This window comes from Exiguobacterium sp. s192 (assembly GCF_018618795.1).
In the GTDB taxonomy this organism is placed as follows: domain Bacteria; phylum Bacillota; class Bacilli; order Exiguobacteriales; family Exiguobacteriaceae; genus Exiguobacterium_A; species Exiguobacterium_A undae.
Genome location: NZ_JACSMS010000010.1, coordinates 77,244 through 101,228, shown reverse-complemented (window position 1 = coordinate 101,228; position 23,985 = coordinate 77,244). Strand labels below are relative to the sequence as shown.

Below are 23,985 nucleotides of genomic sequence, written 5' to 3'. Positions count from 1 at the left end.
CGGGCTTGGGTACAAAACCTGTACCATTATAGCAAACCGACTTATTTTTTACCATGTAAATTATTTTGTTCCCGTCGTGCACGATACATCGCCATTAAATCTTTTGTTGTCATCACAACGTTTACAGGTGGTCCGACCGGCTTTTTGATCGACACCTGTTCCGCTTGCGAGATCACCGTTTCTTCAGCCGGTTTTTCTGGCGTTTCTTCGATGGTGGTCAAGGAAACGTTCGCCGCATTTTCATCTGTTGTTTGGAATACCGGTTCTGATTCACGGTCTTCTTCCAACCGGAGTTCGTTTTCTTCTGCCGCTGCGACATGTACGATTTCCGGTTGCATTTCTTCTACACGATTTTCCGGCACTTGTTCAATGACCGGTTCAGGAACAAGTAGATCAGAATCAGTCGTCGGGACCAGACCGGCATCTGCTTCAGTCGAATCCGTCTGCTCCATCGTCTCGATTTCTGATGTTTCATTCGTCTCATCCGTTGCTTCTTCCACACGGACTTCGTTTTCTTCTGTCGCGACGACATGTACGATTTCCGGTTGCATTTCTTCTACGCGTTCTTCCGGCACTTGTTCGATGATTGGTTCAGGAACAAGTAAATCAGAATCAGTCGTCGGGACTAGACCCGCATCTGCTTCAGTCGAATCCGTCTGTTCCATCGTCTCGATCTCTGATGTTTCATTCGTCTCATCCGTAGCATCTACAAGCGACTCTTCCGTTTTTTCCTCTTTAAGCTCACTTGAAACCTCAACTTCTGATTCGTCTGAAATTCCCTCTTCTTGGATCGACCGTTGCTTTTTAGGTCGCTGGAATCCGTAAATAGGCGATGGAACATCCGTCAACACGAAGCGATCTTCCCGTTCTTCTTTTTTCGGACGTTCAACAGGCTTCGTTTCTTTTTCGCCTGCTAATTCCCGTCGAATTCGTGCTGCCTGTTCCTTTAACGACTGCTCATAACGATTGCTCATTCCTTCACCCCTCCATCTTGTTAAAAAATCGGTCGAATTATCGACCGATTAAAAATGCCTCTCCTGTTTGCGCTGTTTCATCCAACACAAGAATCCCTTTGACTTGCGGTGCATCTGCGAGACCGAGTTCACGTGCCGAACAGAGCATACCGCTTGAGGCGACTCCGCGCAGTGCGGACGGACGAATGATCAAACCTGAAGGCATAACTGCGCCCGGCTTCGCCACGACCACTTTTTGTCCTGCTTCGACATTCGGTGCTCCACAGACGATTTGTAACGTGTTTCCGTCGACATCAACTTGACAGACCGATAATTTATCAGCATCCGGATGTTTTTCAGCAGAAGCAACGAATCCAACGACGAATTTCGGTGAATAATCGACGTCATCCGCAACGAATGTAATCCCTTCTTCTGCCAAGACTTCCTGGATCGTTTGAACGAGTTCCGGTGTCAGATCAACCGGTCCAACAGTGCTCAGGTCAAACTTTTCCGAAGCTTCAAAAATATTGTAACCAATGACGTCTGTGCCATGGAAAATCGTCGCGACACGTCCTTTTCGTTCAGCTGTGATTTCAGCGCGCGGAGCGTCTGCTAAGATGACCATTAAAACGTCACCGACACCTTCTTTATTATAAAAAACATTCATTCAATCCATGACTCCCTTCAAACTTTCTCACAATGCCTATTGTAGCAGATTATTTAACTTTTCGGATGCTTGTTTTTTGCAAGGACAAAGACCGGTTCGAGATTTCCGTCGTCGTAGACGAACGGGAGGGCCGTGACCGGTACACGTCCATTGGTAAAGAAATCAAACATCAACTGTTGCAATACATCATAGCCGGCATCATTTCGAATATCAGCGAAAATCAAGACATCTTGGTGGGGAATTCCGACTGCAAATTCACCCGTCACACGCTCAGCATAATCGCTTAACAACTGTTTGTTCAAGACCCGGCTCGCCTCGTAACCATCACCCGTGCTCAAGAAATAAAATACGTTCCCCGCCACTTCGTCTGTCTTAAAAGGGGCTTCGAGTGTCTTCAAGTTAAAGCGGGCTGCTTCAGACAAATGTTCCGCCGTCCATCCGGCCTGCGCTAACAATTCTTCATCAATCAGACGATACGTGGCACCCAGATCAAGGGCATACATGATTTTTGTTTCCCCTGTGTGCGGTGTACTGATGATTTTCTTTCCATCTTTTGTCTCATCGGCAAAAGATTTCGCACGGATGACCGGGAAAACCTGCTGTTCGTGTCCGGTTAATGAGACCGATTCCGTTTGTTCCAAGACCGCTTTGATGTATTCAATCGTTTCTTCGACTGCAATCACACCACGTCGCTTCGCTTTTGCGACCAATGGATTCAGACCTAAATCGACACCTGTCCGGTCCTGTTTCCGTTCGATGCGCAATACCGATTTTTCACGATCAAAATACGTGCTGTAGCGTGAAGTTTCGAATGCTTCCGTCACCATCCGACGAATTTGTTGTAGTTCCATGGCTCTTTTTCATCCTTTCCTATTAAAAAAAGCGAGACAGCGCTCGCTTTGATGTCAGACTGTTTCTAAAAATGCCGTGACTTGCTCCGGTGTTTTTCGTTCTTTCCCGACATAACGACCTGTTTCCGCATTATCGCGGTAAGCCACGAAACTCGGAATCCCGAAGATGTCCATTTCCTGGGCAATTTCAATGTGCTCGTCACGATCGACGTAATAAAAATCGAATTCGTTGAACGTGCTTTCCATCTCCGGCATGAACGGATCTAAAAACCGGCAATCAGGACACCAGTTGGCGGAGAATAAAAAGACTGCCTTTCCTTGTTTTGCTTCATCAAACTGTTGTTTGGATTCTAACTTCTTCATCCCTATCGACTCCTTTAGTACAAGCTGTTTTCATTGGCTTCATCATAGCATATTCGAATGTTTCTGTGCGTTTTCGTGCTCCGTTTGCTATACTGCAACTAGAAAATGTCTCGAAAGGAAATCATTATGACTGATCAACCCATCAAACATCCCTTTGAACGATTCATCGGTTTTGTTGGTATGACGAGTTGCCTCCGGTACGGGTATTCATTTATTGATTCTGAGCGGAGCTTACCGCAGATTCTGATGTTGCTGGTCGTCGGTTTTGCGCTCATCATGTTGCTTGAAGCCGTCGGTAAACGTCTTGCCCGAAAATTGCCAATCGTTCGGATGCGCTACTTGCTTCCTCTTTATGTACTCTACTTGTATGTCTTCTTTACGAGCTTTTACTCCAGTTCGTTTGGTTTTTCTCTTTAGAACACCAGAATCATATTTTGTACACAATGAAGGTTGACCCAACGAAATCTTTTTCTCCACCAAAAAGAAGCAGCGGACTTGTCCACTGCTTCTTTTTTGTTTTCAACACCGATGGGCATTTCATTTTTAGTACTCGATCTTTAAGTCTCCATCTTTAATCCGCCCCATGCGGTGAAGTGCTCGGTAAATCAAATAACTGATCAAAGCCGGTGCCAAGAAACATAAGACGAAAACGGCTAAATAATATTCTGCCTCGAACCCCATCGTTTTCAGCATCATCAACGGACCGACGAGTCCACTCGTTCCCATGCCGGATCCTTCCGGGTTACTTTCAAGCGTCAACAAGACCGTTGCAAAAGGAGCGAGCAGTGCCCCCGCAAGTGTCGGCGGAACTATCGTCCAGGGATTCCGGATGATATTCCCGACCTGTAACATCGATGTTCCAATCCCTTGTGCAATGAATCCGCCAATCCCATTATCCCGGTAACTGATGACACCAAAACCAATCATCTGGGCGGCACATCCAATCGTCGCCGCTCCTGCCGCCAGCCCGTCAAGTCCTAGCATGATGCCAAGTGCAGCACTTGAGATTGGGGCCGTCAATGCCAGACCCATCACGGTCGCCACAAAAATCCCCATGATCAGCGGTTCCCGTTCTGTCCCCCAACGGATGACCTCTCCTAAATCCGTCATCAACGTTCCGATCCAGGCGCCGACGTACTTTCCACTTACAAAACCAATCAATAAGGTCACGAACGGTGTCAAAATGATATCGAGCCGCGTCGTTTTTGAAATCAATTTACCGATTTCAGTCGCGATGACTGCTGCTACATAACTGCCGGCCGGACCTCCGGCTTCATATCCAAAGGCACCGACGGCAACCGCTGAAAACAGGACGAGTGGCGGCGCTTCTAATGCAAATGCCACTGCTACGCCGATCGCCGGTCCGGTCAACGCAATGGCTTGCTCTCCGACGGTAACTAAAAACGATGCATTGACTCCGTTCGTGATCAACCCTTCACCTATCGTTTTTAAAATTAGTCCCATGATCAATGAACTGAAGAGTCCTAACGCCATATAGCTCAAAACCGTGATGAAGTATATTTTCGGGCTGAGTAAGATATTTTTCTGTTTTAACAAAATGCCACTTCCTTCTGAATTAAAATCAAATTCATTATAACAAACCATCCAGAAAAAAGATCATACAATTGTTCATCATCTGACAAGACAACTAAAAGTCCAATAAAAAAACCGAAGAGGAACTTCGAAATCCCTCTTCAGTCTCTCCTTACTTCACTTGTAAAGTAGCCAGTGTCGTTGCATCAAGCTGTGTAACGAGTTTTTTGAGTAACTCTTTGGCCGCATCATAATCATCCGTATGCATGATCGATGCATGCGTGTGGATGTAACGTGCCGGCAGACCTACGACAGTTGTCGGGATGCCGTTGTTCGAACGATGAATGACTCCGCCGTCCGTTCCGCCTGCCCCAACATAGTATTGGTACGGAATGTTGTTTGATTCCGCTGTATCCAAGACGTACTCCGTCATTTCTTTGGATAAGATCATGACACTGTCCTTAATCCGCAACAGCGGTCCTTGTCCCAGCTGTCCGAATTCCGTTTTATCCCCTGAAGCATCATTTGCCGGTGACGCGTCGACGACAAAGGCGACGTCAGGATCAATCAAGTTCGTTGCTGTTTGGGCGCCGCGTAATCCCACTTCTTCTTGGACCGTTGCACCTGAGAATAAGACGTTCGGATGATCCGATGCTGTCGTTTCCTCCAATAACTCGACTGCCATTCCGACACCATACCGGTTGTCCCATGCTTTAGCCATGATTTTCTTCGGGTTCGCCATCGGAGTGAATGGGAAGAACGGAACCGCCGGAATACCCGGACGAATGCCAAACGACTCGGCTTCTTCTTTTGAATCTGCGCCGACATCGATGAACATGTCTTTGATCGCCATCGGCTTATTCCGAACCTCATCTGTCAACAGATGGGGCGGAGTTGACGCGATAACGCCAGGAATGATGCCGTTGTCTCCACAAATCGAGAAGCGTTGTGCGAGTAAGACCTGACTCCACCAACCACCAAGCGGTTGAATGCGGAGCATCCCGTTTTTCGTGATTTGCGTCACCATGAATGCCACCTCGTCCATGTGACCGGCAACCATGACCTTCGGACCGTCCGCCTGCCCTGTCCGTTTTCCAAAAATCGATCCCAGACCATCCATCACGATCTCATCCGTCACCGGTGTGATCCGTCCTTTGACGAACCGTCTGACATCATGTTCAAAGCCCGGTGCACCGTTCAGTTCCGTTAATGTTCGAAACAACTCTCTTGTGTTTTCATTCATATGTATCGCCTCCTGTTCATTCATTATACAAAATTTTGCTTCAATCACTTAACCTTTTGTTTCTCACTGGACGATTTATTTGGTACAGTAGGAATAGAACCTGTAAGGAGGGGAATTTTAATGAAAAAACGCTATTGGATTATCGGTCTTGCAGCAGCTGTCGTTGCCGCTTTCGCAGTCAAGAAGGCTGTCGACAACAAACAATTATCTGCCGAGGAAGCGCTCGAAATCACGAAACGCACATTTTCAGCAAAAGGACGTGTCCAAGGTGCATGGATCTCTGCAACACCAGAGGCGTACGCATATGAGTCACGTGACTACCAGAGCTACAAAGGTGGCATCTCGGTCCTTGAAGGTGACGACGAAAAGACGTATCAATTCACAGTTGATGCGGAAACAGGTGCTTTACTCGAATACGCATAATAAGTGGACCATGCTTCGATTGACGAAGTGTGGTCTTTTTTTGAGGAGGAGAAGTTCCCAATGGAGACGCTCGCCACGATTTTTGTACTCATCGTCGCATTAGAACACTTTTATATTCTGGCGCTCGAGATGTTTTTCTTATCGTCTCGTCCTGCTTTACGCACATTTAATTTAACGAAAGAAGCCGCCTCGGATCCACGCATCAAGACGCTGTTCGCCAATCAAGGGTTGTACAACGGTTTTCTTGCCGCCGGTTTGATTTTCGGATTAATTCTCGGTTCATCCGCCGTTCAACTGTTTTTCCTCGCCTGCGTCATCATTGCCGCGCTTTACGGAGCCGCGACAGCCAACCTTTCGATTCTCTGGAAACAAGGTTTACCTGCAATCATCGCTTTTTTACTCGTTTTGTTTGGTTAAATGAAAAAACACCCGATGCGAGCACTTGGCTCACAGCGGGTGTTTTGCTGTGTTTTGATCAACGCGGATTGTCATTGCGCTCATAGATCGGGTTCATGTATTCCGTAGTCGAATACAAGCGTGGTACGACGACATACAAGATGACAGCTGGTACAGCAATCAATAAGATCATCAGTAACATCGGTAACCAGTAGACTACTTTTTGTTGCAGGTTATCGGAATTACTGTCGATGTATCCTTTGACGCCATCGATTTTAGCCGCATCTGCACTCGTAAGTAATTTGCCGCTGTCTGCGTTAAAGAAATGGATCTCACGTTTAATTGTAATAAAGATGCCATCACGGACCGTTTCAATTACAGCGATTCCGCCGATTACCTGTTCACCTTTTTCACCAGTGAATGTTTTTGGATCTTCAACTTCTACAGAACCTTTTTTATAATCGTAATGCGTACTCTTCAAATCCTCGTCAAGTGCTTTTTCCATAGCTGACGTATCAATCGCAGCGAATACCGATTGTCCGATACTCAATGCGAAAAAGAGTGCCGTTACGAAGGCTAAGCTTTTTTTCCACATCCCCAAATTCCCCCTTTACCTGTAAATACAGTTCTTCAGTCAACAACATTGTACCAATTAATAAGAAAAAAGTGTGAAAGAAATGCTAGGAAAATAAGAAAACTTTTTGTCTAAATTAATTATCGTATGTCGCTTCCATCCGATAAATCGGTTGACCAAGTGCTGAGAATCGTGCTTCGTATTCCGTTCTGACGTTATTTTCCGGCTCGTTGGCATGTAAATCAAGCGACATCCAATCAAACGTCATCCCGTAGGCAGACATCGTCATCAGACTTGATTCAAATAATTTCCGGTTATCCGTCTTAAAATGAATCTGTCCTTTATCCGGTAAAATGTCTTCGTATGTCGAAAGGAATGTTTTGTACGTCAAGCGGCGTTTCGCGTGACGTGATTTCGGCCAAGGATCCGAAAAGTTCAGATAGACGCGGGCGACTTCACCTTTTTCAAAGAAATCACATAAATCTTTGGCATCAACTGTCAGAACCCGAACGTTTGCAAGCGGTTCTTCAACCAATTTTTGAACGATTGCGACCGCGACGCTTTCAAATAATTCAATGGCAACGAAGTTGACGTCCGGATACTGGATGGCCATCCCGGTGATGAAAGCCCCTTTTCCCGAACCGACCTCAATGTAGATAGGATTGTCATTCTTGAATTCGTTCGACCAATTGCCTTTTAATGTCGATGGGTCTGCTATATAGATGGAGGATTGTTCTTTCATATAATCCAGTGCCCACGGTTTGTGGCGTAAACGCATACTGCTCATCCTTTCAATTCTTAAATTATCCGCAGATAAGTTTATCATGATTTGGGTAAATATATAAGATGTTCTTGTTTCACACCAAAAAGAAAGTTCAGCAGATCGTCACTTGAGAATGACTGAGCAATCTACTACACTTACAGTACAAAGGTTCCTAAAAGGAGGTTTTAATGTTGGATGACTTCTTAATTACTTGGGCTTCTCCGATCGTTCTCGTCATGGGGGTAACCGCCCTCTTCGTCTGGGCGACGTTTGGTAAAGTCAACGCAGAATAACCGATACCGCATCAGACATCTTGTGTTCATCACAAGGTGTCTTTTTTACTTTCTGAACGATTCACCTTGGATTATCACTAAAACAGTTGTATACTTCCTGTGAAACAGTTTTTTTATTACAGCTATCGAACAACCAAAACTATTGGTAAAGAAGGAGAATTGTAATGACAGAAAAACAAAACAGCGAAAAAGAAATTCTAGTACAGAAGAAAACAGGTGCCGATTTAGTCGTCGACACACTGATTGAACAAGGGGTCGACTATATTTTTGGTATCCCGGGAGCAAAGATTGACTCCGTCTTCAACGTCCTGCAAGATCGCGGACCAGAATTGATTGTCGCACGCCACGAACAAAACGCCGCCTTCATGGCACAAGCCATCGGCCGCTTGACTGATAAACCGGGTGTGGTCCTCGTAACTTCCGGTCCAGGGGCTTCGAACCTCGCAACCGGACTAGTGACGGCCAATTCGGAAGGTGACCCTGTTGTCGCGATTGCCGGTGCCGTGACGCGTGCCGATCGTTTGAAACGGACCCATCAATCGATGGACAATCAAGCTCTCTTCACACCAATCACGAATTTCAGTGCCGAAGTTCAAGATGCAGATAACATCCCGGAAGTCCTTTCGAATGCATTCCGAACTGCCGAAACAACATCCGGCGCTGCTTTCGTCAGCATTCCGCAAGACGTTGGTCTCAGTGAATCAAACGTCACTTCCTTTAAAGCAGTCCCGACACCAAAACTCGGCATCGCACCCGAAGAATGGATCAACGAGACAGCAAATCTGATTGAAAAAGCACAATTACCCGTCTTGTTACTCGGCATGCGTTCCAGTCAACCTCATGTCGTTCAAGCTATCCGTGCGCTGTTGAAACGCGTTTCGATTCCGGTCGTCCAGACGTTCCAGGCAGCCGGAACATTGTCACGGGAGCTCGAATCGAATTTTTATGGACGTGTCGGTTTGTTCCGCAATCAACCGGGAGATGCCTTGCTCGCCGAAGCCGATCTTGTGTTAGCCGTCGGATATGACCCGATCGGTTACGATCCGAAGTTCTGGAATCAACCGTCCCACGAACGGACTTTGATTCACTTGGATCAAATGCGGGCTGAAATCGATCATTTCTATCGTCCGGACCGTGAACTCGTCGGGGATGTCGCTGCAACCATCGACGCATTGGCTGATCGACTCAATCCGCTGAGCCTGCCAACCGGTTCGACGGAATTTTTACGCGGTTTACAACAACGTCTCGAGGAGCGGGACATCCCACCGATCGTCAAGGATTCACCGTTAACGCATCCGCTCTACTTCATGAAAACCTTACGGGAACAAATCGCTGACGATGTGACGGTTACGGTCGACGTCGGTTCGCACTACATCTGGATGGCACGTCATTTCCGGTCTTACGAACCACGTCACTTACTGTTCAGTAACGGGATGCAGACGTTAGGTGTCGCATTGCCCTGGGCGATTGCCGCAACACTGGTTCGTCCAGGTAAAAAAGCCGTCTCGATCTCAGGTGATGGTGGTTTCCTCTTTTCAGCGATGGAGCTTGAGACAGCTGTCCGGTTGAATGCCCCGCTCGTCCATTTCGTTTGGCGTGACAGCGGCTTTGACATGGTGGCTTTCCAACAAGAGATGAAATACAAACGAAAATCCGGCACGTCGTTTGGTGAAGTGGATCTTGTGAAATATGCTGAAAGCTTTGGTGCAAAAGGCTTGCGTGTCAATCATCCGTCTGAACTCATCGCCGTCATGGAAGAAGCGTGGCAAACAGAAGGTCCGGTCATCGTTGATGTTCCAATCGATTACAGCGATAACATTACACTCGGTAAAGAAGTACACTTGGATCAACTCAACTGATAGGAGATGGATACGATGCAGCGTGAGGACACCTTACTTCAAATCTCGACGATGATGGCCTTGCTCGATGGTGTTTTTGAGAGCGAAACGAGTTATGCCTCCATTCTCGAAGGACACGACTTTGGAATCGGAACGTTTGATCACCTCGATGGTGAAATGATTGGTTTTGACGGTTCCTTCTATCAACTCCGGTCGGACGGCAGCGCACGTCCTCTTGATCCGGAGACGACCACTCCCTTTTGTTCACTGACACGGTTCACGCCGGAACAGACACTGTCCGTCAATCAGGAAATGACAAAACAGGATTTTGAACAGTGGTTGAGTGAACAACTCGGTACAATCAACAGTTTTTATGCTGTCCGGATCGAAGGACAGTTCAGTGAAGTCAAGACACGGACGGTCGCCCGCCAAGAAAAACCGTTCCGTCCGATTACGGAAGCCGTGGCCACGCAAAGTGCCCGGACGTTCGAGCAGACGGAAGGCACACTGGCCGGCTATTACACGCCCCGGTTTGGTCACGGTATCGCCGTCGCCGGTTATCACCTTCACTTCATCGACAAGGAACGAAGTGGCGGCGGCCACGTGTTTGACTATACGGTCAATCGCGTGACGGTCACGTTCGAGGAGAAACCACGGCTCGACCTTCGACTGCCGACGACAACTGCTTACCGCGAGGCGGATCTCGAAAGTCACGATATGGAAAAAGAAATCAAAATTGCAGAAGGCTAAAAAAAACGTGTGGACACAGTGATGTTGTGTCCACACGTTTTTTCGTGATCCGGTCCCAAAAGAGTCAATCAATACTCATCCTTGATCCGGTTCAAGTAACTGTTCTAAAAAAAGATAACTGTCTTCAGCATCAGGATGCGCCGTATCTTCATACCAATAAATCGACAACACGGCTTGGGCAACAACGTACCAGTGCATCCGTTGTTTTAATTCAGCCGTTAGGGGATGACCGTAACTTGCGAACCATTCCGGCCAAAATTCCTCATCCACATAACTGTACAACATCATTCCGAGATCATACGCCCGGTCGGCGATGATGGCATCATCCCAATCATTTAGATACAAATGACCATCTGTCCCGATTAACCAATTGTTATGGTTCAAATCCGAGTGGCAGACGACTTGTTCATCCGTTCTGACGTATGGCAACTGATCGGATAAATAATCGATCGCCTGCTCAATGAGTTGCGGTTGTGCGAGATCGTTTGGTTGGAAGTATAAACGACACTGCCGCAACAGTTCATCCGGCTCGATTGGTCGTTGATCCAGTTGTTGCAACATAAACAACAACTCTTTGGAATCATGAATCTTACCGAGCAATCGGGCGACTTCCGGTCGTTCCATCATCTCCGGCTCAAGTTCCTGTCCTTCGATGAATTGTTGCGCGCTGATGACATCGCCGCTGTAAATTCGTTTTGTCCAAAGCAGCTTCGGTACGATGCCGTCTGCTGATAAAATCGCCAGAAAAGGCGAGGAGTTTCGTTTTAAAAAGAGTTTCGATTGGCCGGTCGAAGCGATGTAGGCTTCTCCCGTGATTCCACCTGCTGGCGTAAGGGTCCAGCCTTCGCCAAGCGCATCTAAAATATCTAATTCCATTATAATCCGCTCAACTTTTTAGTAGATTTGCCTGAGGGCACAAAGTTTATCTTAACATGTTGCGATCGTTGTTGACAACGGAAGGACCGTGATCTGCGCTACACCTTTCTCAATCGGTGTGACGGAGGCATAGTCACCCTGAACATGTACGTTCCACCTGCTGTGATCGAGTGCCACCTCAACCGGCTCCATCGTCACATTGTGCACGACCAACGTCCGTTGCCAGGCATCATAGGAATGGACCGCTTCCACTTCGTAGGCGATGACACCCGGACGCATCGGCAAGAAATGAAACAGTTCTTGAATTTGGTTGGCGCGATGAAGGCGGAACCCACCATGCATCCGGCGGATTTGTAGGATGTTTTTGAGGTACTCGACCATTTCAAAATGCTTATCGCGTAACGTCCAGTCCAGTCGATTGATGGCATCCGGGGCATTGTAGCTGTTCTCGACCCCTTGTTTGGTCCGTCCGAACTCCTGTCCGGCATGAATAAACGGAATCCCCGCTGATAGAAAAATGATTGTTTGGGCAAGTCGACTCATCCGCAAACGGGTCGTTTCCTCGAGATCCGGTCTTGAAAGGAGCAATTTGTCATACAACGTATGGTTATCGTGCGCCTCAACGTAATTGATCGAATAGGTTGGTTCCGGAAAACGCCCGTCTGTCTGGTGGTCAATCGTGACACTGCCCGCCATCCCGTTTCGAACCTCCCCTTCCCGCCAACCGTCACCGGAGATGAATCCCCGATCGGTTTCGCTAAATGTCGATCCCTTTAAAGCATCACGGAAGACATCGTTAAAATGGGCAATACCCGGCATCTGTGACGCCAAGGAACTGATTGCTTTTTGACGATATGGCAACGGCGTCGCCAAATCCCATCCTTCTCCGTATACGAGAATGGTCGGATCGATGACATCCAGTGCAGAACGAACGGCATTCATCGTTTCGATGTCGTGAATCCCCATCAAATCAAATCGGAAGGCATCAATCCGGAAGACTTCAGCGAAGTACGTCAAACAGTCTACGATCAGTCGCCTCATCATAAAGCGCTCCGATGCTGTATCGTTTCCGACGCCCGTTCCGTTCGCGAGCGTACCGTCCAGTTCATACCGGAAGTAATAACCCGGCACCAGGTGTTCCAGTGCCGATCGTTCACGGATGTACACGTGATTCATGACGACATCAAACGTCACCCGGATTCCTGCCGCATGCAATCGCTCGATCATCTCGACGTACTCCAAAATCCGGACCGTAGGATCAGACGGATCGCTCGCATAACTTCCCGCCAGTGCGAACCACTGCTCAGGATCATATCCCCAGTTATACGGAAGACGGCTTTTTTCTTCTGTCGTTGAAAAAAAATGAACCGGAAGCAATTGCATGTGCGTCACGCCGAGCTCAAGTAAATAATCCAGTCCTGTCGTCCGCCCTTCCGGTGAAACAGTTCCCGACTCCGAGACCCCTACATATTGTCCCGGGTGTGTTGAACCTGACGACGGATCAATCGTAAAATCACGAATATGAGCTTCATAAACAATCGCATCCGTCGGTTTGATCAGGATCGGTCGCTTTTGTCGTTTCGGAAAACGTTGTCGAATTTCATGTTCTACATCAAGCAACACGCCAAAACGTCCGTTGACACTGATTGCTTTGGCATAAGGATCGACGATTTCCGTCGTTCCGAGGTACGTCGTGACGCGGTAACGGTACAAGCAATGTTCGCGTTGACGCGGCAACACTAAACGGTGTACGCCCCGCTCTGCTCGAACCAGCTCAATTTTTTCCAGTTCTTCTTCTTCCGGCGTGTACAGAACACACTCAATCTGTTCTGCCAGCGGCGACCAGACATGCAATGTCATGGTTTCTTTCTGCATGACCAACCCTAAAGGACCTTCGTAACTGTATCTGCTGTCAAATAACAACGTTCGGACGATTCGACTCGGAAGGACACGGTACCGCTCCTGATTCATAAATACAACTTCATAACAACGCTCTATGTCAACGGAACGATCAAGCATCAGTGTCAATGTGACGCGCCCGTCCCGTTCTTCCTGATTGCTGATTTGGTAGTCGATCGGCTGTCCGTCGGATATCAAAACAAAGTCTTCTTGCGAAAACCATGTCGTCGTCTCCATCGAGATGGTTTGAAATGTCATGAACTCGGCTGAGATGAGTTTGATTTGTTGTGTTCCCGATTCACTGTTTATCATCTGTTCGCGCGACAATCGGCGATCTTGTCGCTTCCCTCCTCATTCCCGAATCCGTTCGTTTTCCTGACTGTTAAGTGCCATCTGAAAAGTAATGGACGCCGTTTCCTTTAATATTTGTTCACAGACCCGCATTTGAAACGCTTTTGTGTGCGGCGCGGACGCGTTCATTTTCCGCAACCACTCCGTGAAATCCACTTTACTGACATAGGTCGTTGTCGTTTCCTTCGGGATTTGATCAAAGTACCCTTGCGAAGCGATGACGACGCGTTCGATCGGTAACATAAAGTCCACCCCAAGAATCGTTCGCAGGACATCTTCCGTCCGTTTCAAGCTGATCAACGGGTTGACGATATTTTTCGGAGAGGCTTTAAAAGGCTGTTCCCGCCAAAGTTTGCTTCGTTTGATATGATAGATACTTTCTTCCCCGTCCAGCCAATCGAGCACATAGATTGCCGACGGACCGACGATAAAGGGACTGAGTTCGACTTCACCTTGCTGATAATGAATGACGGCACGATAAAACATTCCGTACTGATCATTCAGCAGATGCAGCATTTGATAAAAATCCAGATGCCGTCTTAACGGTAACCGCCAAATGTCTTCTTCCGTCGCACCACCGGCGACATAAATCAGCTTTTGGACTTCCACTCGTTTTTTATACCATTTCTCAAAAGCCGACTTTGAAATTTGTTTTCCGGGGACTTGAAACACTTCCGCTTTTTTAAAGGGTTGCCACCATTTCTTAGGACGGACGATGGTTTCACCCGGAAACAGTTCACCGGTCTCCCATTTTTTTAAGACGTTTGCATGATCCACAATCTGTTGTTCCTTAAAACGTTTTGAGACTTCCAACGGATTTCGTTCATAACGGCTTTCCAAATCATACAGTTTCATCAATAATGCCATCGTGTCACCTCATTGTTTCTTCCCGATTCGAAACCGTGTATCAGCCTGATAACGCGGTCGATCGGCGGGGCAAATTTTATAGAGAACGATTTCTTTCACGGATATGCTGAAAGAAGGAGTTTGTTCCGGTGGAAGCAGGGACACTTCTTGATTCCACTTTTTCGCCAGGGTGATGTGCGGAACAAACGGTTTAGAAGGCTCGGGATCCAATTGAGCCGCGAGTTGAACTAACGTTTCTTCACGCCGCGGACCAACGGCAAACACACGAGGTCGTTCCGCCAGACCAAACCGTTCGAGATGATCCACTTCTAATGTAAAAGGAGAAATCGTTTGAGCGATTTCTGCCAGTCGTTGTCGCCAATTCAGTAGCTCTGACTCTGTCAGTGCACCCAAAAATCGAAGGGTCAGATGATATTCATCCGGTTCGTACACCGTCTTGTAGTAATCATGCAATTTTAATGCGGACGCATACTGTGTCAGCGTTTCGTCCGCTGTCGAAAGAGCAATGAAATAATGTTGTTCCACGCGGATCACTCCTTGATTTTTGCGCTGATCAAATACAAACCAGCACCTAACAAGCTACTACCTGTATATACCCAAAATACCGCATAGATGGTGCTTTGATCAAAAACAATCCCGCTCATTAAGTTAAACAAAGCAGTCGCAAGACCTGTCGTTGTCGCCATATAGGTACTGACTGCCGTCGCGACCGTCGAAGGCGGGACAAGCGAGCGCACGTAGTCGAGCGCAACAGGAATCAGTAATCCGATGATCAGTCCTTGCAGGGCAGCGAGTAGCCATAACGTATAAATGGGTGGTTCCAGTGCCAAGATACCGGTTCGTAAGGCCGATAATAAAGAGACGAACACCAGGACAGGGATCGGACCAACCCGCATCATCACCCGTGTCGCAATACGCATGAACGGAATTTCACATAAGACTGCCACAAAAAATAACGTGCCGACGAGTGCCGTCGATTCGCCGCGAATCGTCACGTAGCTTCCAAAATAATAGTTATTCGCGAAAATCGGACCGAAAATCAGACTTCCCCCGGCTAAAAAAAGCAAAAACCGTTTATTCGAAAACAGTTTAGCTAACGGTACGTGCTCGCGCGTGACGGACTCGACCGTTTCTTCTTCGATTCCGATCAGGACCAGAAAGCCGAGGACCATGGCTGCTCCACTCGCGTAAAAGATGGCACCGAGTGTCCCCTGTTCCGTCACCTGCCCTAAAATGAACACAGCAAGTGCAAAACCGGCAGAACCAAACAAGCGTAAGGCCCCGTAATCCACTGACTTCCGTTTCGAGAATTCAATCGCCAACGTGTCGACGAGCGGAATGTGGGCACATTGGAACAGTGCCCACAGAGAAGCGATCAACAGCAACAAGAGATACACGGATGTCAGCAAATAACTGAGCGTCAAAACACCGGCCGCAAGCAAAGCGACAAGCAACAATCGTTTCGGACGACCAAACCGATCGGCTGCCATTCCCCATAACGGTTGCAGGACAATCGACAGGATTGGACCGATTGCGACAATCGTTCCAATTTCGGAAGCCGATAACTGAAACGCATCATTTGAAAAATAAAGTGTTAAATACGGAATAAGTGCACCTTGCGCAAAAAAGATGAAAAAATAGAGTGCTTGGAAATGATATTTTTGACGATGAATCACAATCGACTCCCTTTTAAGAATCAATCCCCCTATCACGATGGATGCGGGGGATTCATTTCATATCAAATTCACGGACAGACAAACGTCCGGTTGGTGCTTGTTGACGTCATTTCGCCAACTCGTAAATCGCTTCTGCGTAAATGGCGACTGCTAACAGCAACTCTTCGAAATCGACATATTCATCGACTTGGTGCGCCACTTCTGGTCCACCCGGGAAGACCGGTCCAAAAGCAACTCCAGCCGTCAGCGAACGGGCGTATGTGCCGCCACCGATGGCGATCAAGTCTGCTTTTTGGTTGGTCTGCCGTTCATAGACGGCACTCAGCGTGCGAACCAGTTCATGATCCGGATCGACATGGTGCGGTGTCATATGTGTGCGTGTTTGTAATTCAAAGCCGTATGCGATCGCAGCTTCTTTGATCAGTTGCAACCGTTCCGTAAAATCGGCACTGTATGGATAACGAATGTTGATCGAAGCTGTTCCTTGACCGTTTTCGTAACGGAACACACCTCCGTTGATCGTCAAGTCCCCCGTTTCGTCCGATGCCGCAACCCCCAGCGCAACACCACGGGAATCACGGAACATATGCATCGCCATCTCGATGTAACGGCGACCGTTGTAATCCAGATGAAGCGTACTTAAGAAACGCGCCAAATGGAGCGCTGCATTTTTACCGTTGTCCGGCTCCATCGCATGCGCCGCGACTCCGATTACCTCAAAGACGAGTCCTTCTGCCGTCTGCTTCACGGTTCCCGTCAATCCTTGTTCTTCCAGATGCTGATGGAATGAATCTTCAATCGTGCCATACTCGGCAACATGTACAGTCGCCGTCGCATGTCCCGGAACCATATTCGGACGTTCTCCGCCTTCAAAACGGACGAGTTGGTAGCCGGTGTCCGCTGCTTGAACGGGTTTACCCTGTGTCAGCAAACCATCGTACAATCCTTTTTCCGCATTGATGATCGGGAAATCGGCGTCCGGTGCAAATCCAAGCGTCGGCATTTCTTCATGTTTGAAGTAATGGTTCACACAACGCCATTCGCTTTCTTCATCTCCGCCTGCAATCAAGCGAATTCGTTTGGAAAGAGGCAAACCTAATTCCTTAACGATTTTCAACGCGTAATACGCCGCCATCGTCGGTCCTTTATCATCGATTGCTCCCCGAGCGTACAACTTTCCATCTGAAAGCGTCGGATTAAACGGTCCATACGTCCAGTTATCGCCTCCGGCAGGGACGACGTCCAAGTGACATAAAATCCCGAGTAATTCCTGTCCTTGACCGTATTCAAGATGTCCGGCATAACCGTCGACATTTTTCGTGATGAATCCATCCCGTTCTCCGAGCGCAAGCATCCAATCGAGTGCACGTTTGACTTCTCCCCCAAACGGTGCCCCTTCTTGAATCGTCGTCTCATCGAGGATACTTGGAATCCGCAACAGGTCTTTTAAATCGGTTAAAAGATCTTCGCGTCGAGCCAATACTTCTTCTTTCCAATTAACCATTTGACTTCTCTCCCTTATCCGCTAATTCGTTCATCTCTAAGTATAGCGAAAAATTGACATTTACGAACATCCAAAATACTAAATCTTTTGTCATTAGCTTTTAAACGAACATTAACGTCATAAAAAAGACTATTCATTCGTTAATGAGTATTGATTGAATGTGTGTTTTTTGAAAACGTTCGGTTAAATTACTTGCATTCTATAGCAAAAGCGTTATACTAAAGGCGAAACAACTTAATGAATCATCGTCTTTTGTCACCCGAAGCTTTAGAACACTATTCTATCCATTGGGGGAGTGGTTATACCAATGAAAGATTCTACAGACCGTATGTTGACCCGGATTAAATCGATTTATCTCTATATTAATGAGAACGGAGCTACTACGACAGCAGACTTGGTTGAAGAGTTCGGCATTACGTCAAGAACCGTCCAGCGTGACTTGAATGTGCTCGAATATAACAACCTCATTGTAAGCCCAAGACGCGGTACTTGGACATCAAGTAAAAAACAACGACAAGCCGGCTGATTAAGATGTTTCATCACACTATTTTCTGTTACGACGCGAATCCTTCGCGTCTTTTTTTGTTATTTTTTTTTCAAGCAGGGTATATCTAGTTTGAGAAGGAGATGAGCTTATGAATATTTTAATTATTGGAGCAAACGGAACAACAGGTCGAAAAATGGTGGAATTGATCGGCAAACAGGGACAGCATCAAGCCATTGCCGTCGTACGGGAAGAAAATCAAATCAATGATTTGATCGCACTGGGTGCTTCTGAAGTCCGCCTCGGTGATTTGACGAAGGACGTTACAGGAGTCGTCAAAGATGCCGACGTTGTGATTTTCGCAGCCGGTGCCGGTGGTGCTTCTGAAGAATTAACACGTGCTGTCGATCAGGATGGCGCCATCAAAGTCATCGATGCGGCAAAAGCAAACGGCATTGAACGCTTCTTGATGCTCAGTTCAGTTGGTGCCGATCATCCGCAAGGTGATTTAAAAGTTTATCTTGAATCAAAAGGTGCAGCGGACCGCCATTTAAAAGATAGTGGTCTTGATTATACAATCGTCCGTCCGGGTCCACTCAGCTATGATGAGCCGACCGGTACGATTGAGACAAAAGAACATTTTGAGTCTTATGAAGGACGTGAAGTTCCGCGTGACGACGTCGCAGCACTTTTCGTGACGTTGATCGATCACCCGACACAAACCCGTCAGTTCGAAGTATTAAGTGGTCCATTCCCGATCGCTGAAGCACTTCGCAACCAATAATCGAATATTCGACAAAGGACGCTCTTCCATTAAGAAGAGCGTCCTTTTTTCATTCCGGTTTCCAGTCAAACAAGGCCAACTCGCCTCGTGTCAATTCACGGTATTCCCCTGCTTCAAGCGTCGGATCAAGCGGTAACTGCCCAATCGACAAACGCTTCAGATACGTCACTTCTTTTCCGAGCGCAAGCATCATCCGTTTAACCTGATGGAACTTGCCTTCCGTAATCGTCAACTCGAGTGTTGACGTGTCTTCCGTCGCTTCCAGAATGACCAGCTTACCCGGTTTCGTTTTGTATCCATCTTCAAGTGTCACACCTTCTGCCACTTCCTCGATGTCGTCTTCCGTCAACATACCGATGACTTCGGCATAGTAGACTTTTTCAACATGCTTTTTCGGCGACATCAATGCATGGTTGAATGAACCATCGTTCGTCAGCAACAATAACCCTTCCGTGTCCTTGTCGAGTCGACCAACCGGAAACGGTTTGAAGTAGGTGACATCTTCGAATAATAGATCGATGACGGTTTGATCCCGCTTGTCTTCTGTTGCACTGATCACACCCGGTGGTTTGTTCATCATCAAATAGATGAACTTTTGATACGTGACCGGTTCCCCGTATAAAAGTACGTGTTGCTGTTCCGTATCGACATGTTGCTTCGGATCGTACACGATTTCTCCGTCAACTTGAATCGCACCGGATTTGAGTAATTGTTTTACTTCTTTGCGCGATCCGGCTCCCATGTTTGAGAGTAATTTATCTAGACGCATTTCCTCGTCCTCGTTTCATTGAAAATTTTCGTCCAAGTACAGCTTCGGCCAGTCCACTCCAAATCGCCAGCCCGGCGAATACACCGATTCCGACACCTGCACCGACAATCAAAACTGTCAGCGAACCAAGCATCGTTTCAGGCAGCCAACTCGTTAAGCCCCATTTGACAAGCGCGACACTCGCTCCCATGATGGCACTGAGAATCATGATGAGCGACGTCCGTCGCAAGACCGTGCTGAACGGGAATTTGACCGTTTGCGTGATGCGGAAGAACATTAATCCTGTTGCGACGAGGTACCCGAGTATCGTTGCATATCCGGCACCCGTTCCGTCGCCCACCCAATGAATCAACGGTGCATTGAGCAGATATTTCGTCAGCAGACCGGCAAGCGTCGCGACAATCGTAAAATATTGTCGGTTGATCCCTTGCAGGACAGCCGCCGTGACCGAATAAAGTGCAAGGAACAATGCACTTGGTGCATAACTCAACAGATAGACCCACGCTGCTTGATCTTTCGGGAACAGGACGCGGAATGTTTCTTCACTTAATAAGATCATCCCGACGACAGCCGGAATTGTGACGAAAAAGGCCAGCTGGTAAATTTGCGAAATCTGTTTCCGGACTTTTCGCATATCGCCTTGTGTAAAAGATGCCGTCAACAGAGGTGTCGCCGATAACGACAACCCGGTTGCAACCGACACCGGAATCAAGACGATTTTATGACTATCTGCAATCAGATAGGCCGTCGCATTTCCTGCTGCTTCCAACGTATAACCGATGCTTTGTAAGGCCGCATTCATCGTATTTTGATCGATGACCTGATAGAGCGGTGTTGATAAGCCGACCATGACGATCGGAATCGCATAGGTCAACAACTCTTTATACAGACCGGACAGCGGACGGTCAGGTGACACGACCATTTGACCGTCACGCATGGCTTTCAGACCGGGTGCCCGTTTGCGGAAGTAGTAGACAAGCACGGCGACACTGCCGATTGCACCGATGAAGGCACTGAACGTCGCAATCGTCGCGGCCCAGGCCGCATCTGAATCAAACAAATAAATCGCGATGCTGACACCGGCCAGTAAAAAGATGATGCGGACAATCTGTTCCAGAATTTGCGAAATCGCCGTCGGTCCCATCGATTGGTACCCTTGGAAATATCCACGCGTCATACTCATTGCCGGAATCAGTATCAAGGCGAAACTGACACCACGAATCGTCATCGTGACGGCATCAATATAAGCTGCCGAATTGACGTCTCCTCCGGGGATCGCACGGTGGGCCAAATACGGAGCCAGTAGAAATAGGGCTAAGAACGAAATCACACCGGTAATGGACATGATTTTCAGTCCTGAACGGTACAACCGTTCACTCGTATCATATTCCCCCATCGCATTGTACTTCGCGACAAACTTCGAGACCGCAACCGGGATACCGGCCGTCGCAAGACCAATCATGATGGCATAATAGTTATAGGCGTACGTATAAAACATGATACCTGTCGCTCCGACCATGAACTGGAACGGAAACAGATAGATCAAACCAAGGGCTCGTGAAATGAGTGATGCGCCCGACAGCAGCATCGTTCCACGAACAAAGCCGGTATTGCTTGATGAAGTCTCTTGTTTTTTGCTGACAGTGGACATGATAACCTTCCTCGCACTTTCTATTTTTTCTTGAATCGACCGACGTCTCAATATACAAGTTCTCTCTTGCACAATTGCAAATCATTATACCGCTCAGCTTCCATAAAAGAAAGAGACGGTTTGTTTACAGAACAAACTTCTGCTAAAGTGGAACAAGCAGAATCTAACGAATGAGGTGACCACATGTATGATGTAATCGTAATCGGAGGCGGGCCCAGCGGCTTAATGGCAACACTCGCCTCGTTACAGGCAGGAGCAAAGACGCTCTTGCTCGATAAAGGAAGTAAACTCGGTCGGAAACTTGCCATTTCCGGCGGCGGTCGATGTAACGTCACGAACCGTAAACCACTCGAGGAACTCGTTCAATCGATTCCGGGAAACGGCCGTTTCCTCTACAGCGCCTTTTCCCAGTTCAATAATGAATCGATCATCGAACTGTTCGAAGGGTTCGGTGTGGCCTTAAAAGAAGAAGACAACGGACGGATGTTTCCCGTTTCCGATAAAGCGGCCGATGTCGTCCGCGTTTTGATTGATCAAATCCGGCAACACGGTGCAGAAATTCAGATCAATGCCGAAGTCGCGACCCTTGATTTCCATCCGGACGGTTCGTTCGCAGCCGTTTTATTGGCTGACGGGACCCGACTTGAAGCCAAAAGCTGTGTCGTCGCTGTCGGCGGACAATCGGTGCCGCATACGGGATCAACCGGCGACGGTTATCCGTGGGCACAAAAAGCCGGTCATACGATTACGGAGCTTTTTCCGACGGAAGTTCCGATCTTGCTAAACGATTCTTTTATCCAGGAAAAAACGTTACAAGGTCTGTCGTTACGTGACGTCGCCTTGACTGTTCACGGAAAAAAGGACAAGCCGATCAAAACGCATACCGGTGACTTACTGTTCACCCATTTTGGACTGAGTGGTCCGATTGCTTTACGTTGCAGTCAATATACGATCAAGGAACGAAAACGCTCCGGTGAACGGGTTGTTCATCTTTCGATTGACATGTTCCCCGAAGAATCAATTGGTGCTTTGACCGAACGTTTCCAAGCTGCCCTGTCGGCGAATCCGAAAAAAACGGTCCGCAATGCGTTTAAAGGTTTTGTGCCGGAACGGCTGCTCGATCTGTTATTCGCCCGAATCGGTTTTGGTGACGAAGTCTGCACTCAAATCAAAAAACAAGACTTCACCGAGTTTCTGGCGACACTTAAGCGGTTCCCGCTTCAAGCCATCGGGACACTCGACTTTGATAAAGCATTCGTCACGGGAGGCGGAGTGTCCATCAAGGAAATCCAACCGAAAACGATGATGTCGAAGAAAGCCGACGGATTGTTTTTTGCCGGTGAAATCTTAGATATCCACGGCTACACCGGTGGTTACAACATCACGGCTGCTTTCGTGACCGGACACTGCGCCGGAACGAACGCTGCCCTCACAGCGACATAAAAAAAGGCTAGTTCCGTCAGGGAGCTAGCCTTTTTAATCGATTGGCGTAAAGGAACGACTCGAAAACTTGTCCGTCTCAATCAGAGCAAATAACTCATTGTCCTGAACAAATATTCCTTCCGCACCGTATACTTTCGGGCTGGCTGACTCTCCTGTGATTGTCACATCCTTCGTGTCAATCGAATACAGGTATAACGCTTCCGAATCAAGCGTATAAATCCGACCTTGTCGTTCGGCAAGACCAATCGGTCGGAAGTTCTCCGTAAAAGCTTTTTTGACATCACTGCGCATTCCGCCTGCCGTATCGATGCGTTTTCGGGCGACGACCGTCAAATACGGTGGTTTTTGTTTTTTCTTTAGCAACCGCTTTTCTTTGGCCGTCGCATCCGGATCGATTTTAAGTTCATCTTGCTTCGTCGCAAAATACGTCAACTCGCTTCGATTTAAGGAACGAATATGGTTGATCGTATAAAACTGTTTTTCTTTCATATCGTAACCAAGTCCGTGAAAACTGTCCCGAATCGTCGTACCGGCTACTTTTTCCCGTTTGTCTTCCTTCCAGACGCCGTCTTCTCGCTTCACAGTCACCAGAATCTGATTGGAAGTCAGCAAGGCGACAGTTTCTCCGTCGACGAGTGTCATGCCGTCCAGTCCTGACAACATTAACTTTCCATCCTCTTCAATTTGGAAAGAGGCATTGATCCGTTCACCGGTTCCACTGATTTCAAAAAAGCGATAATCTTCCGTCACGACGAGATACGAGCCGATCGAATCATCGTATAACATCTGCTGGACATTTTTGATCAACGGTTCTTCCGGATTCGGAATCGAAGAAGGTGTTTTAGGCGGAACTTGTTTCACTGCTGCCTGATGTTTGGATTGTGTCTCAATTTTTGCAAAGGTCTCTTGGATTTGTGCCACCGTTTCCGGTTTCGAGAAAACGAGCAACACGCAAAGAATCAGACCGGAGACAACGGCAAAAATCGTTGTATAGACTATATAAGTTCGTTTCATTTACACAAATCGCCTTTCTG

At 47.6% G+C, this 23,985-nt stretch carries 26 protein-coding genes; 9 read left to right on the top strand and 17 right to left on the bottom strand.

The window, feature by feature from the left end:
- Window positions 1-41 precede the first annotated feature (41 nt).
- The 4 genes from KNP87_RS14135 to KNP87_RS14120 are packed head-to-tail and all read right to left on the bottom strand — an operon-like array spanning window position 42 to window position 2,834.
- On the bottom strand, window positions 42-974 hold the full coding sequence (locus KNP87_RS14135) for a hypothetical protein (RefSeq protein ID WP_214722081.1): 933 nt from the start codon (window positions 972-974) through the stop codon (window positions 42-44).
- Between the two features lie 37 nt (window positions 975-1,011).
- Window positions 1,012-1,620, bottom strand: coding sequence for a YtpR family tRNA-binding protein (gene ytpR / locus KNP87_RS14130; protein WP_026832300.1), 609 nt, complete (start codon window positions 1,618-1,620; stop codon window positions 1,012-1,014).
- A gap of 53 nt (window positions 1,621-1,673) precedes the next feature.
- Entirely contained in the window at window positions 1,674-2,471 is a 798-nt protein-coding gene (locus KNP87_RS14125; RefSeq protein WP_026832299.1) for a DUF1444 domain-containing protein, read from the bottom strand.
- Between the two features lie 54 nt (window positions 2,472-2,525).
- Window positions 2,526-2,834, bottom strand: a complete 309-nt coding sequence (locus KNP87_RS14120) for a thioredoxin family protein (RefSeq protein WP_026832298.1) — start codon at window positions 2,832-2,834, stop codon at window positions 2,526-2,528.
- Window positions 2,835-2,960: 126 nt separating this feature from the next.
- On the opposite strand from KNP87_RS14120, the gene KNP87_RS14115 reads away from it, so the two are divergent.
- Window positions 2,961-3,251, top strand: a complete 291-nt coding sequence (locus tag KNP87_RS14115) for a hypothetical protein (protein WP_214722080.1) — start codon at window positions 2,961-2,963, stop codon at window positions 3,249-3,251.
- 126 nt (window positions 3,252-3,377) lie between these two features.
- On the opposite strand, the gene KNP87_RS14110 is transcribed toward KNP87_RS14115, so the two are convergent.
- Together KNP87_RS14110 and KNP87_RS14105 are read right to left on the bottom strand one after the other, a co-directional pair.
- Window positions 3,378-4,391 carry a PTS sugar transporter subunit IIC gene (locus tag KNP87_RS14110; protein WP_214722079.1) on the bottom strand — a complete coding sequence of 338 codons (1,014 nt, stop codon included), beginning with the start codon at window positions 4,389-4,391 and terminating at the stop codon, window positions 3,378-3,380.
- Between the two features lie 148 nt (window positions 4,392-4,539).
- On the bottom strand, window positions 4,540-5,610 hold the full coding sequence (locus KNP87_RS14105) for a M42 family metallopeptidase (protein WP_214722078.1): 1,071 nt from the start codon (window positions 5,608-5,610) through the stop codon (window positions 4,540-4,542).
- 120 nt (window positions 5,611-5,730) lie between these two features.
- Here KNP87_RS14105 and KNP87_RS14100 point away from each other — a divergent pair, with 120 nt between their 5' ends.
- Both KNP87_RS14100 and KNP87_RS14095 read left to right on the top strand, forming a co-directional pair.
- A complete protein-coding gene (locus KNP87_RS14100) occupies window positions 5,731-6,033 on the top strand; it encodes a PepSY domain-containing protein (protein WP_012371126.1) in 303 nt (100 codons plus the stop codon).
- A 60-nt stretch (window positions 6,034-6,093) separates the two neighbouring features.
- The gene (locus KNP87_RS14095; RefSeq protein WP_026832294.1) at window positions 6,094-6,450 is read left to right on the top strand and encodes a DUF1304 domain-containing protein; all 357 of its coding nucleotides are present in this window, start codon (window positions 6,094-6,096) and stop codon (window positions 6,448-6,450) included.
- A 58-nt stretch (window positions 6,451-6,508) separates the two neighbouring features.
- Here the strand turns inward: KNP87_RS14095 and KNP87_RS14090 are convergent, their stop codons facing one another.
- Window positions 6,509-7,024 carry a hypothetical protein gene (locus tag KNP87_RS14090; RefSeq protein ID WP_026832293.1) on the bottom strand — a complete coding sequence of 172 codons (516 nt, stop codon included), beginning with the start codon at window positions 7,022-7,024 and terminating at the stop codon, window positions 6,509-6,511.
- A gap of 115 nt (window positions 7,025-7,139) precedes the next feature.
- On the bottom strand, window positions 7,140-7,781 hold the full coding sequence (gene trmB / locus KNP87_RS14085; RefSeq protein WP_214722077.1) for a tRNA (guanosine(46)-N7)-methyltransferase TrmB: 642 nt from the start codon (window positions 7,779-7,781) through the stop codon (window positions 7,140-7,142).
- A gap of 176 nt (window positions 7,782-7,957) precedes the next feature.
- Between trmB and cydS the strand changes: the two genes are divergently transcribed.
- The 3 genes from cydS to budA all read left to right on the top strand — a co-directional run bounded on the left by cydS (window position 7,958) and on the right by budA (window position 10,647).
- Entirely contained in the window at window positions 7,958-8,059 is a 102-nt protein-coding gene (cydS, locus tag KNP87_RS17465) for a cytochrome bd oxidase small subunit CydS family protein (RefSeq protein WP_404274631.1), read from the top strand.
- Window positions 8,060-8,223: 164 nt separating this feature from the next.
- Window positions 8,224-9,918 carry an acetolactate synthase AlsS gene (gene alsS / locus KNP87_RS14080; protein ID WP_026832291.1) on the top strand — a complete coding sequence of 565 codons (1,695 nt, stop codon included), beginning with the start codon at window positions 8,224-8,226 and terminating at the stop codon, window positions 9,916-9,918.
- A 15-nt stretch (window positions 9,919-9,933) separates the two neighbouring features.
- Window positions 9,934-10,647, top strand: a complete 714-nt coding sequence (gene budA, locus KNP87_RS14075) for an acetolactate decarboxylase (RefSeq protein ID WP_214722076.1) — start codon at window positions 9,934-9,936, stop codon at window positions 10,645-10,647.
- Window positions 10,648-10,722: 75 nt separating this feature from the next.
- On the opposite strand, the gene KNP87_RS14070 is transcribed toward budA, so the two are convergent.
- The 6 genes from KNP87_RS14070 to pepV all read right to left on the bottom strand — a co-directional run bounded on the left by KNP87_RS14070 (window position 10,723) and on the right by pepV (window position 17,820).
- A complete protein-coding gene (locus tag KNP87_RS14070) occupies window positions 10,723-11,523 on the bottom strand; it encodes a phosphotransferase family protein (protein WP_026832289.1) in 801 nt (266 codons plus the stop codon).
- A 51-nt stretch (window positions 11,524-11,574) separates the two neighbouring features.
- Window positions 11,575-13,734 carry a type I pullulanase gene (gene pulA, locus KNP87_RS14065; protein ID WP_214722075.1) on the bottom strand — a complete coding sequence of 720 codons (2,160 nt, stop codon included), beginning with the start codon at window positions 13,732-13,734 and terminating at the stop codon, window positions 11,575-11,577.
- Between the two features lie 39 nt (window positions 13,735-13,773).
- Window positions 13,774-14,640 (bottom strand): hypothetical protein, encoded by an 867-nt coding sequence (locus tag KNP87_RS14060; protein ID WP_214722074.1) that lies wholly within the window; start codon window positions 14,638-14,640, stop codon window positions 13,774-13,776.
- 9 nt (window positions 14,641-14,649) lie between these two features.
- Window positions 14,650-15,165 carry an RNA 2',3'-cyclic phosphodiesterase gene (gene thpR, locus KNP87_RS14055; RefSeq protein ID WP_119923324.1) on the bottom strand — a complete coding sequence of 172 codons (516 nt, stop codon included), beginning with the start codon at window positions 15,163-15,165 and terminating at the stop codon, window positions 14,650-14,652.
- A 5-nt stretch (window positions 15,166-15,170) separates the two neighbouring features.
- Window positions 15,171-16,316 (bottom strand): MFS transporter, encoded by a 1,146-nt coding sequence (locus KNP87_RS14050; RefSeq protein WP_028105845.1) that lies wholly within the window; start codon window positions 16,314-16,316, stop codon window positions 15,171-15,173.
- Between the two features lie 106 nt (window positions 16,317-16,422).
- The gene (pepV, locus tag KNP87_RS14045) at window positions 16,423-17,820 is read right to left on the bottom strand and encodes a dipeptidase PepV (protein WP_214722073.1); all 1,398 of its coding nucleotides are present in this window, start codon (window positions 17,818-17,820) and stop codon (window positions 16,423-16,425) included.
- 307 nt (window positions 17,821-18,127) lie between these two features.
- Between pepV and KNP87_RS14040 the strand changes: the two genes are divergently transcribed.
- Together KNP87_RS14040 and KNP87_RS14035 are read left to right on the top strand one after the other, a co-directional pair.
- Window positions 18,128-18,346: a DeoR family transcriptional regulator gene (locus KNP87_RS14040; protein WP_012371138.1), complete on the top strand. Its 219-nt coding sequence runs from the start codon at window positions 18,128-18,130 to the stop codon at window positions 18,344-18,346.
- 109 nt (window positions 18,347-18,455) lie between these two features.
- The gene (locus tag KNP87_RS14035) at window positions 18,456-19,088 is read left to right on the top strand and encodes an SDR family oxidoreductase (RefSeq protein WP_119923327.1); all 633 of its coding nucleotides are present in this window, start codon (window positions 18,456-18,458) and stop codon (window positions 19,086-19,088) included.
- Window positions 19,089-19,137: 49 nt separating this feature from the next.
- Here the strand turns inward: KNP87_RS14035 and KNP87_RS14030 are convergent, their stop codons facing one another.
- A complete protein-coding gene (locus KNP87_RS14030; RefSeq protein ID WP_028105842.1) occupies window positions 19,138-19,857 on the bottom strand; it encodes a pseudouridine synthase in 720 nt (239 codons plus the stop codon).
- Complete coding sequence (locus KNP87_RS14025) at window positions 19,844-21,508, bottom strand: putative polysaccharide biosynthesis protein (protein WP_214722072.1); 1,665 nt, start codon at window positions 21,506-21,508, stop codon at window positions 19,844-19,846. The genes KNP87_RS14030 and KNP87_RS14025 overlap by 14 nt, the downstream gene beginning before the upstream one ends.
- 183 nt (window positions 21,509-21,691) lie before the next feature.
- Here KNP87_RS14025 and KNP87_RS14020 point away from each other — a divergent pair, with 183 nt between their 5' ends.
- Window positions 21,692-22,951 carry a BaiN/RdsA family NAD(P)/FAD-dependent oxidoreductase gene (locus tag KNP87_RS14020; protein ID WP_119923329.1) on the top strand — a complete coding sequence of 420 codons (1,260 nt, stop codon included), beginning with the start codon at window positions 21,692-21,694 and terminating at the stop codon, window positions 22,949-22,951.
- 33 nt (window positions 22,952-22,984) lie between these two features.
- Here KNP87_RS14020 and KNP87_RS14015 read toward each other — a convergent pair whose 3' ends face one another.
- Complete coding sequence (locus tag KNP87_RS14015) at window positions 22,985-23,965, bottom strand: hypothetical protein (RefSeq protein WP_026832280.1); 981 nt, start codon at window positions 23,963-23,965, stop codon at window positions 22,985-22,987.
- Window positions 23,966-23,985 lie beyond the last annotated feature (20 nt).

Bases quoted from the DNA above. Each gene is read 5' to 3' on its own strand.
- KNP87_RS14100 (WP_012371126.1), top strand. From the start codon at position 5,731: ATGAAAAAACGCTATTGGATTATCGGTCTTGCAGCAGCTGTCGTTGCC.
- KNP87_RS14035 (WP_119923327.1), top strand. From the start codon at position 18,456: ATGAATATTTTAATTATTGGAGCAAACGGAACAACAGGTCGAAAAATG.
- KNP87_RS14125 (WP_026832299.1), bottom strand. From the start codon at position 2,471: ATGGAACTACAACAAATTCGTCGGATGGTGACGGAAGCATTCGAAACT.
- KNP87_RS14025 (WP_214722072.1), bottom strand. From the start codon at position 21,508: ATGTCCACTGTCAGCAAAAAACAAGAGACTTCATCAAGCAATACCGGC.
- KNP87_RS14105 (WP_214722078.1), bottom strand. From the start codon at position 5,610: ATGAATGAAAACACAAGAGAGTTGTTTCGAACATTAACGGAACTGAAC.
- alsS (WP_026832291.1), top strand. From the start codon at position 8,224: ATGACAGAAAAACAAAACAGCGAAAAAGAAATTCTAGTACAGAAGAAA.
- KNP87_RS14040 (WP_012371138.1), top strand. From the start codon at position 18,128: ATGAAAGATTCTACAGACCGTATGTTGACCCGGATTAAATCGATTTAT.
- KNP87_RS14060 (WP_214722074.1), bottom strand. From the start codon at position 14,640: ATGGCATTATTGATGAAACTGTATGATTTGGAAAGCCGTTATGAACGA.
- KNP87_RS14015 (WP_026832280.1), bottom strand. From the start codon at position 23,965: ATGAAACGAACTTATATAGTCTATACAACGATTTTTGCCGTTGTCTCC.
- KNP87_RS14090 (WP_026832293.1), bottom strand. From the start codon at position 7,024: ATGTGGAAAAAAAGCTTAGCCTTCGTAACGGCACTCTTTTTCGCATTG.
- pulA (WP_214722075.1), bottom strand. From the start codon at position 13,734: ATGATAAACAGTGAATCGGGAACACAACAAATCAAACTCATCTCAGCC.
- budA (WP_214722076.1), top strand. From the start codon at position 9,934: ATGCAGCGTGAGGACACCTTACTTCAAATCTCGACGATGATGGCCTTG.
- pepV (WP_214722073.1), bottom strand. From the start codon at position 17,820: ATGGTTAATTGGAAAGAAGAAGTATTGGCTCGACGCGAAGATCTTTTA.
- ytpR (WP_026832300.1), bottom strand. From the start codon at position 1,620: ATGAATGTTTTTTATAATAAAGAAGGTGTCGGTGACGTTTTAATGGTC.
- trmB (WP_214722077.1), bottom strand. From the start codon at position 7,781: ATGCGTTTACGCCACAAACCGTGGGCACTGGATTATATGAAAGAACAA.
- KNP87_RS14135 (WP_214722081.1), bottom strand. From the start codon at position 974: ATGAGCAATCGTTATGAGCAGTCGTTAAAGGAACAGGCAGCACGAATT.
- KNP87_RS14095 (WP_026832294.1), top strand. From the start codon at position 6,094: ATGGAGACGCTCGCCACGATTTTTGTACTCATCGTCGCATTAGAACAC.
- KNP87_RS14070 (WP_026832289.1), bottom strand. From the start codon at position 11,523: ATGGAATTAGATATTTTAGATGCGCTTGGCGAAGGCTGGACCCTTACG.
- KNP87_RS14020 (WP_119923329.1), top strand. From the start codon at position 21,692: ATGTATGATGTAATCGTAATCGGAGGCGGGCCCAGCGGCTTAATGGCA.
- KNP87_RS14030 (WP_028105842.1), bottom strand. From the start codon at position 19,857: ATGCGTCTAGATAAATTACTCTCAAACATGGGAGCCGGATCGCGCAAA.
- KNP87_RS14115 (WP_214722080.1), top strand. From the start codon at position 2,961: ATGACTGATCAACCCATCAAACATCCCTTTGAACGATTCATCGGTTTT.
- KNP87_RS14120 (WP_026832298.1), bottom strand. From the start codon at position 2,834: ATGAAGAAGTTAGAATCCAAACAACAGTTTGATGAAGCAAAACAAGGA.